The sequence below is a fragment of the Fulvivirga kasyanovii genome (assembly GCF_009711405.1).
Classification (GTDB): Bacteria; Bacteroidota; Bacteroidia; order Cytophagales; family Cyclobacteriaceae; genus Fulvivirga; species Fulvivirga kasyanovii.
On the sequence record NZ_SMLW01000338.1, the window covers coordinates 1 to 6,171 of the forward strand.

4 protein-coding genes are annotated in these 6,171 nt (G+C 40.8%); 1 reads left to right on the forward strand and 3 read right to left on the reverse strand.

The window, feature by feature from the left end:
* The first annotated feature begins 395 nt into the window (after positions 1 to 395).
* Positions 396 to 653, forward strand: a complete 258-nt coding sequence (locus tag E1163_RS03295) for a hypothetical protein (protein ID WP_155169422.1) — start codon at positions 396 to 398, stop codon at positions 651 to 653.
* A 290-nt stretch (positions 654 to 943) separates the two neighbouring features.
* Here the strand turns inward: E1163_RS03295 and E1163_RS03300 are convergent, their stop codons facing one another.
* The 3 genes from E1163_RS03300 to nusA form a co-directional block, all read right to left on the reverse strand.
* Entirely contained in the window at positions 944 to 1,696 is a 753-nt protein-coding gene (locus E1163_RS03300; protein ID WP_155169424.1) for a hypothetical protein, read from the reverse strand.
* A 273-nt stretch (positions 1,697 to 1,969) separates the two neighbouring features.
* Entirely contained in the window at positions 1,970 to 4,771 is a 2,802-nt protein-coding gene (gene infB / locus E1163_RS03305; RefSeq protein WP_155169426.1) for a translation initiation factor IF-2, read from the reverse strand.
* A gap of 39 nt (positions 4,772 to 4,810) precedes the next feature.
* Positions 4,811 to 6,052: a transcription termination factor NusA gene (gene nusA / locus E1163_RS03310; protein ID WP_155169428.1), complete on the reverse strand. Its 1,242-nt coding sequence runs from the start codon at positions 6,050 to 6,052 to the stop codon at positions 4,811 to 4,813.
* Positions 6,053 to 6,171: the final 119 nt, after the last annotated feature.

Below are 6,171 nucleotides of genomic sequence, written 5' to 3' on the forward strand. Positions count from 1 at the left end.
GAGTCCCATCTTCCACCCTCAAAATTCGAAAGCCCTTCTTTCAGGAGGGCTTTTTTAATTCCAGGACTCCTATCATAAAATAGCTTGAGATATATAAGGGAACAAACGTAAAACCTGTGGAGTAAATGGATTGGAAAGGTAAAGCAAGTAATTGTAAAACTTGCCACTAAAAATCAGTAAACCGCGCTTATTGTTATCATTATACAAGTTTGCCTACTGCTTTTGCCGATTGCGGATTAACTACTGTCTGTCAGCAAAGAGGTGAAAGTGTTAGGGGTTCCCCAGAGATTCCGCATGATCCACGCTCTCCTCAGAAATTTAGCTAAACCCCACTTACACCACATTTTCAAAGCTATTATCTTTTTTCTTATTCATATATTGGCTATGTTCGAAGGATGATTCCATCTCATAAATTCATTGCACTTGAGCTGAAAGATCAACTTAAAACATTGTTTTTAGAGGGGAGCTTTATTGTATCCATCAGGTACTATGGCTACAAGATCAACTTATACCTTCTCAATAACTTTTACGTTGAAGTTTTTTATAACCACAAACACGACCATATTGAGAAGGTGCAACCTCTGGATAAAAACCATACCCGCATGAAATTCTACTCTGATCAGATCAAGCTGCCGGGTGATTTGATGTGCTGATTAGCATCAATTAACGGTGGCGGCCCTTAATCACCGTCAAGGAAAGAACCTGGCAATCTCTGATTTTGGAAATTTATCAAATCCCGCACAGTCAGTTCTTGACTATAAATAAAACAGGAAATCCTTTTTGAAAATATAGGCTAAACCAACAAATCAAGCGGGTTTGCCAACTGGCTTTAGCTAATTACCTATTAGCAGCTAACAAGAAATTCAGACAGATTCACAAGTGAAGCTTAAACAAAAAAGGCCACCCGTTAGGGCAGCCATCTGTTAAGGATTTTCTGCTAAAATTAAGCTGTTGCTGTTTCCTCAGACTGGGCTGTATCGTGCAGCATAGCAATTTTATAGTTCTTTTTGGCTTTGTATCCGCAGTATCCACACTCAAAATGCTTCATAAGCTCACCTTCTTCTGTAGAAGATGGTGCTTTAAGTATCTCCTCTCTAGAAACTCTAAACGTTTGATAATTACACTCAGGACACTGCAAAGCATGAAGGTGACCAGCATATTTTTCAATTTTAGTGTATCCGGTTTCTTCATCTACCCAAACGTCATAGTCAATTGAGTAAATCTCTTCCTCAGCCTGCATACCTTCATCCAGATAAACGTCCTCTTCTTCTTCACTCAACAACTTCATCGGCTTTCCGGTTTTAGGAGATATCCTTGGCTTATATCTCAACTTCTTTAAACGTTTTTCGATATAGAACGGATAGTAGAACTTAAGAAGGTTCTGTATAATTACACCTATGATCAAGCCCATAGATATTGTAACGAATACTCTCACAAACAGCCACAACACCCCCAACTCAGCAATAAACGAGTTGGCGTAGAGCCCTCCTGCGATAATAACCAGCACGCTGCACACCATCAAAATATTTATCTCACTCCGGTTAATATAATCGTACTTGGTCTTTGAATCGCTGGTAGCTGCTAGTTTGATAAGGTGGCCTAATAAAATAAGAACTGCTAAGCCCGTCAAACCGTAAGCAAGATACTGCGCCCACGTATTCCAGGTATCAAAAGATTGTATCGGGGTTTCTTCCATGGCCTATTATTTTTTAAAGGTATTGTAAGGTTATGTTAAACAAATAAAATTTATTTAAAGGACAATTTAAAAATAACTCTCCAATTTTAATATTCTTTAAGGAAAAAAAGAACAAATAATATACAATAGCAGGAGAGTGTTGAAGTATCTCCTCAATTATAAGTACAAAAATAGCCTTTATAATAATATTATTTATAGCTATTGTTAAAAATAAAACTTATCACAACAAAAAAAGGGCGCGGCGCCCTTTTTTTTGCTGCCATTCGTAAAATATTATAGCGTTCTTTTCGTTTCTCTTTCTTCGTAACTTTCAATCACATCTCCTTCTTTGATGTCATTAAAGTTCTTAATGCTAATACCACATTCATATCCGTTTTTGACCTCGTTGACATCGTCTTTAAAACGTTTCAACTGCCCCATTTCTCCTGAGTACACCACTATACCATCCCGGATTAATCGAATAGGGTTGTTTCGTTTGATGTAGCCTTCTGTAACCATACATCCGGCGACTGTACCCACTTTGGATATTTTGAATACATCTCTGACTTCAACGTTACCCACTATCACCTCCTCAACTTCCGGATCAAGCATACCTTCCATGGCATCTTTCACATCGTTGATAGCATCGTAGATCACGGAGTAAAGTCTGATCTCAATTTCTTCGTTCTCGGCAAGTCTACGGGCAGACGCTGATGGCCTCACCTGGAAACCTACAATTACTGCGTCAGAGGCAGAAGCCAGCAACACATCGGATTCGGATATCTGTCCTACACCTTTGTGGATGATATTCACCTGAATTTCTTCGGTGCTCAGCTTCAACAATGAATCGGAAAGTGCCTCAACGGAACCATCCACGTCACCCTTAACGATAACGTTCAACTCTTTAAATGAACCGATAGCCAACCTTCTTCCGATTTCATCGAGCGTAATATGCTTCTTGGTCCTGATACTTTGCTCTCTAAGGATTTGCTCACGTTTAGCAGCAATCTCTCTGGCCTCCCGGTCGCTCTCCATGACATTAAACTTGTCACCGGCCTGAGGGGCTCCGTCAAGCCCCAGCATCAATACAGGTGTGGAAGGTCCGACCTTATCCATTTTCTTTCCGGTATGGTCAAACATGGCTTTTACCCTACCATGATATGCTCCGGCAAGAATAACATCTCCAACCTTCATTTCACCATTCTGCACCAGTAATGTAGCCACATATCCGCGTCCCTTATCAAGAGAAGCTTCTATCACAGTACCAACTGCATTCTTATTAGGATTGGCTTTTAGCTCCAGAAGCTCAGCTTCTAACAGTACCTTCTCCAGGAGATCATCTACACCCTGGCCAGTTTTGGCCGAAATTTCCTGGCACTGGTATTTACCGCCCCAATCTTCGACAAGAATGTTAATGTTTGAAAGTGCCTCCTTGATTTTATCAGGGTTGGCATTGGGTTTATCTACTTTGTTGATAGCAATAACTATGGGTACACCCGCCACCTGAGCGTGATTGATAGCCTCTTTTGTTTGCGGCATTACGTCATCATCTGCTGCCACAACAATAATTACTATATCCGTAACTTTAGCTCCACGGGCACGCATTGCAGTAAATGCTTCGTGACCCGGAGTATCTAAAAATGCAATTTTTTGTCCGCTGGAAGTCATTACATCATAAGCACCAATGTGCTGGGTAATACCCCCGGCTTCACCAGCGGTTACTTTAGAGCTTCTGATAAAGTCAAGTAATGAGGTTTTACCATGGTCAACATGTCCCATGATCGTAACGATTGGTGCACGATGCTCAAGATCTTCCTCCGCATCCTCATCAACGGCAACCTCTACCTCATCATCAGTCGAAGTAAACTCAACATTATAGCCAAATTCATCAGCTATAACGGTGATAGATTCTGCATCCAAACGCTGGTTGATCGAAACGAACATTCCCAGGCTCATGCATGTCGAGATCACATCATTTACCGAAACACTCATCAGGGAAGCAAGGTCATTCGCAGAGATAAATTCTGTAACTCTTAGTGTTTTTGACTCCTGCTCTTCCTGTAGCATCTGCTCCTCTTTAGCCTCAGCTATGGCAGATCTTTTCTCTCTTCTGTATTTAGAACCTGAGCTTTTCTTTTTATTTCCGCTCAACTTGGCAAGTGTTGCCTTAATCTTATCCTGGATCTCCTTATCAGACGGCTCCTCTTTTTCGGCTCGCGCTCTCCTCGGCTTACCCCTATCCTGAGTATCCTGTCTTGGAATCCTCTTTCTTGGCCTCTTTTTCTTCTTCTGCTCCTTTCTATCGTCAGACGAAGCTACAGGCTTATCTTTCTTTTTATCTCTTTCGACAGGCAACTCAATCTTGCCTACTACTTTTAGTCCTTTTAGCTTATCGGCTTTTGCCTCTATTACCTGGGATCTTTCAGGCTCGGCTTTTGCCTCTTGTTTAGGCTCTTCCTTAGCCTTAGGCTGTTCTTTTTCCACTTCCTTAGGCTTCTCCTCCTGCTTTTCACTCACAGGTTTTTGCTCAGGAGCCTTTTCCGGCTCTACTTTTTCTTCTTTCTTTTCAGGAGCCTTTTCAACTTTGGGTTCCTCTTTCTTTGGCTCCTCCTTCTTAGGCTCTTCTTTTTTGGCCTCTTCCTTTTTCGGCTCCTCCTTCTTCTTATCCAGATCGATTTTGCCCACTACTTTAATGCCTTGTAACTTTGGCTTTTCGTGTTCAATCTTTTCCGGCTTCTTCTCTTCCGCGGGTTCTTCTTTCTTCTCTGCTTTTGCTTCAGGATTTTTGCCAGCAGAAAGGTTCTTTATAAGTATATTTTCTTCGTCTTCCGATTTTTTCGACGTATCACTTTCACTGTCAATAACCACATGCTCATTATGCTTAGCCCCGATAGTCAGCCCGGAAGCCTCCTCTTTCTCAGAAGCAGACGCAGCAAACTCCTTAGATAACATGGCGAATTGCTCACCTGTCACCTTAGAATTGGGGCTGGTATCTACTTCAAAGCCCTTGTCGGCAAGAAAATCTATAATGGTAGTTCTACCTACATTAAGTTTTCTAGCGACTTGACTAAGCCTCATGGTTTTTTCTTCTGACATACTCAAATATCCCTTTTTTTTGTGATTATAAAAAATTTGTTATTCGAACTCTTGCTTAAGAACCTTCTTCACATTTTCTATTGTCTCTTCTTCCAAATCGGTCCTTCTGCCGAGTTCTTCGTTGGTTAATGCCAATACACTTTTAGCTGTATCCAACCCTACTCGTTTGAGTTCATCAAGAACCCAATCTTCAATTTCATCTACGAATTCGTCCAGATCCACATCCTCTTCTTCGAAGTCTCCCAGCTCTCTGAACACATCTATTTCCAAACCTACAAGCTTACTTGCAAGCTTAATATTCTGACCTCCTTTACCTATTGCCAGAGAAACCTGATCAGGCTTTAAATAAACGGCAACTCTTTTCTCTTCTTCGTTTATTTTAATACTGGTGATCTTCGCCGGACTTAACGCTCTTGTGATATACAAGTCCAGGTTCTCTGTATAGTTGATCACATCTATGTTCTCGTTTTGCAACTCTCGAACAATACTGTGTATCCTTGACCCCTTCATACCCACACAGGCTCCTACAGGGTCTATCCTATCGTCGTATGATTCTACAGCTACTTTTGCCCTCTCACCAGGCTCCCTTACTACTTTCTTGATGGTGATCAGTCCATCGTACACCTCAGGAACCTCACTTTCGAAGAGCCTTTCCAAAAATACGGGGCTGGTTCTTGAAAGTATGATCTTCGGGTTTCCATTGATCATCTCCACACGGTCTACAATAGCACGTACCTGATCTCCTTTTCTAAATCTGTCTTTTGGTATCTGCTCATTTTTAGGGATAGAGATTTCATTTCCCTCAGCATCAATCAGCAATACCTCTCTGCTCAATATCTGGTAGACCTCTCCGGAAATAATTTCACTTACAAGGTCTTTATATTTTTGAAAAAGGATATCCTTTTCAAGGTCTTTTACTTTTTGGATCAGGGTTTGCCTGGCCGTCATTACCGCTCTTCGACCAAAATCTATTAATGTGATCTCCTCAGCAACTTCCTCTCCTATTTCAAAATCAGGCTCTATCTTTCTCGCCTCGCTCAAACTAATTTTGTCATGATCCCATATATCTTCAGAATCATCGTCCACAATTTCTCTGAATCGCCAGATTTCAAGGTCACCCTTATCAGCATTGATGATTATGTCAAAGTTCTCATCTGTTTCAAACTTCTTCCTGATCATAGTCCTGAATACATCTTCCAGGATACGAATCATCGTAGGTCTATCTATGTTTTTCTGTTTTGCAAAATCTGCAAACGACTCAATTAATACAGCGGTATCCATTTTTCTTTTATTTAAATGAAATCTGAACTATAGTTTTGTTAATTTCTGACATTGGTATTTCTACCTCCTTATATTCTGTTTTTTTACCCTTTTTCACTTCCTGGTCAACTACAATTTTG